A 3,085-nucleotide genomic window follows, 5' to 3' on the forward strand; every position below is an offset into this window, starting at 1 on the left:
GACGATCACCGGGTCGGGCAGGCCCAGTAGCCAGGCGGCTCGGGGCAGGGAGTGGTGGGTGTTGGCTCCGCAGATCAGGCGGGTGCCTGCGCCGAGGGCTTCTCGGGCCAGGAGAAGGGCGAGTTGGTTCGATTCGGTGCCGCCGGTTGTCACCAAGGATTCGGGTGCGGCGCCGTCGTGGCTGGTCGCGCAGTTCCCCGCGCCCCTGAGCACGTCGACGTAGACCTCGTTTGCCAGTGACCGCGTCACCAGCTCCTCAAGCTCTGATGCTGCGGGTGCCTGGTCCCAGGAGTCCAGGGACGGGTTGAGGACCGACGCCGCCAGGTCCGCCGCCGTCGCCACCGCGAGCGGTGGACAGTGCAGGTGGGCGGCGCACAAGGGGTCCGCGGGGTCCGCCGCGCCCTCGGCCAGCGCGCGCACCAGGTGCCGTAGGGCCTCCGGGTCGCCCTCGTCGGGGAATACGTCGCCCATCGCGTGCCGTACGCGGGCCGCGACCGTCTCCGGGCCTCCCGCCGGCAGTGGTCCCCCGCGCTCGCGCGTGCCGTCCCGCAGGGCGTCGAGGACGGTGTCGAGCAACGGGCGCAGGGCGCGGGGGCCTTCGGGGCCTGAGGCCAGGGGCGGGGTGCGCATGGTCCCAGCTTGTACGCGGTTGCGTGGGCGCACCCGAGAGGTTCGGCGATTCAGACCCGAAAGGGGGTACTTCCGTGCGGGGAATACGTGTGGGAAGCGGGCCCCGTCAGTTCCGGAACGCTTCGGCGTGGTCGCGGGCCCACTGCTCGAAGGTGCGGGCCGGGGTTCCGGTGATCTTCTCGACGGTGTCGGTGATCTCGGGGGTCGCGCCGACGGCGGCCTCCCAGCTCTTGAGGAGGAACTGGAGGAGGTGCGGCGGCAGGTGGGGGAACAGTTCGGCGGCGGCCCGCTCGGGCGGGACCTCGACGTACTCCAGGTCGCGGCCCAGGGCCCGGCCGATCCCGGTGATCTGGTCGGCGTTGCTGGTCGCGGCGGGCCCGGTGAGGATGTGGGCGGCGCCTTCGTGGCCGACGTCGAGGAGGGCGTGTTCGGCGACGGCGGCGATGTCGTCCTCGTGGATGGGCGCGCTCATCGCGCCCGGGTGGACGCCGCGGACGGTGTCGCCGGCGCGGATCTGGCCGGCCCACTGGAGGGCGTTGAGGGCGAAGGCGTGGGGGCGCAGGAAGGTCCATGCCAGGCCGCTGTCGCGGATGGCGCGTTCGGCGTTGTCGTGGGTGATCCGCAGGGGGTTGCTGTCGTCGGCGTCCTCCTTGACGTATCCGGCGGACAGGAACACGACGTGCCGGACGCCGGCGCGGCGGGCGGCCGCGAGGAGGTCGGCGTTCGCCGCCTGGACGTAGAGGAAGAGCTTGGTGGCGCCTTCGAAGACGGGCTCGTCGGGGTGGAGGGGCATGACCTCCACCCCGTCGGGCAGTACGGCCCGCCGCGGGTCACGGGTGAGGGCGCGTACGGGCCGGCCCGCGGCGAGGAGGCGGTCGACGAGGGCACGGCCCACGTTTCCGGTGGCGCCGGTTACTAAGATCACGTTCGGTCTCCCGGAGTTGATCGTCGTTGACTGTCCGTAGCCTAGAGCGGACGATCAGCTTCCCGCGTCGTCTCCCGGGAGCAACCGGGGCCTACGTCTGAGGTCCTACGCCTCCCTCACCCGCAACGCGCGTGCCAGGTCGTCGAGTTGGTCGGCGAGCTTGCGGCGCAGGGCCGGGATGGGGTCGGCGTTGCGCAGGCACCGTTCGCCGTGGCCGAGGGTGTCGGCGTCGACGGCGTGGGCGGGGAACGCGTAGCGCCCTGCGGCGTCGGCGATGGCGGGGCCGCGGCGGGTGGCGAGGGCGACGGCGTCCTCGAAGTAGCGCGGGACGTACTCCTGGAGGAGTTCGGCCTGTTCGGGCTGCCAGAAGCCCTGGGCGGTGGCGGTGAACAGGTAGTTGGACAGGTCGTCGTGGGCGAACATGGCCTCCCACGCGGCGCGCTTGGCGGCCGCGTCGGGCAGGGCGGCGCGACAGCGGGTGGCGCCCTCCTGGCCGGTGGCGGACGGGTCGCGGTCGAGTTCGGCGGCGATGGCGCTCTCGTCGGTGGCGTCGAGGACGGCGAGGCGGGCGAGGACGCGCCAGCGCAGTTCGGGGTCGAGTTCGGGGCCGCCGGGGACGGTGCCGTCGGCGAGCCAGGCGGCGATGGTGTCGGGGTGGGCGGCGACGTCGATGAAGTGGCGTACGGCGGTCAGGCGCAGGCCGGGGTTGTCGCCGTCCTCGGTGCGGCGCAGCAGGTCGCGGCACAGGGAGGTCAGGGTGGCGAGGGCCGCCGGGCGCTCCTCGGGTGTCACGTAGCGGCCGGCCACCTGGACGCAGGCGAAGGCGAGGACGCCCTGGACGAGGGCGAGGTCGGTCTCGTGCGGGAGGTGGGTGCGGGCGGCCTCCAGGTAGGCGGTGGGCGCCAGTTCGCCGTCGCGGACCGCGTCGCGCAGGGCGTTCCAGACGACGGCGCGGGTGAGCGGGTCGGGCAGGCCCGACAGGCTTGTGCGGACGGTGTCGAAGGAGTCGGCGTCGAAGCGGACCTTGGCGTAGCTGAGGTCGCCGTCGTTGAGGAGCAGCAGGGCGGGGCGCTTGCCGATGGGCAGGGGTGCGCTCTGCGGGATGTCGAGGTCGAGGCGTTCGCGCAGGACGAGGTGGCGGCCCTCGTCGGAGACGTCCTGGTCGTAGAGGCCGACGGCGATGCGGTGCGGGCGGCTGCCGGTCTGCTCGACCTGGAGGGTGTAGGTGCCTTCGGCGCCGCGGGTGACGTGGGGCCTGAGGGTGTCGACGCCGGTGGTGCCCAGCCAGGTGTGTGCCCAGGCGTGGACGTCGCGTTCGGTGCTGTCGGCGAGGGAGTCGATGAAGTCGGCGAGGGTGGCGTTGGCGAACTTGTGGCGGGCGAAGTGGGTGTTGATGCCGGCGTGGAAGTCCTTCTCGCCGAGCCAGGCGACCAGTTGCCGTAGTGCGGAGGCGCCCTTGGCGTAGGAGATGCCGTCGAAGTTGAGCATGGCGGAGGCGGTGTCGGGCACCAGCTCGGGGTCGGGGGCGAC

Annotated in this window: 2 protein-coding genes and 1 pseudogene; all 3 read right to left on the bottom strand. The window is 73.0% G+C overall.

Features of this window, described 5'->3' with window-relative positions:
• A pseudogene (locus tag HLK59_RS49225) lies at positions 1–630 on the bottom strand (aspartate aminotransferase family protein); the annotation flags it as partial.
• 106 nt (positions 631–736) lie between these two features.
• Positions 737–1,555, bottom strand: coding sequence for an NmrA family NAD(P)-binding protein (locus tag HLK59_RS49230; protein WP_171148211.1), 819 nt, complete (start codon positions 1,553–1,555; stop codon positions 737–739).
• A gap of 105 nt (positions 1,556–1,660) precedes the next feature.
• A partial coding sequence (locus HLK59_RS49235) for an ERAP1-like C-terminal domain-containing protein (RefSeq protein ID WP_171148212.1) occupies positions 1,661–3,085 on the bottom strand: 1,425 nt, incomplete at its 5' end.

The organism is Streptomyces sp. S3(2020) (assembly GCF_013044505.1).
In the GTDB taxonomy this organism is placed as follows: domain Bacteria; phylum Actinomycetota; class Actinomycetes; order Streptomycetales; family Streptomycetaceae; genus Streptomyces.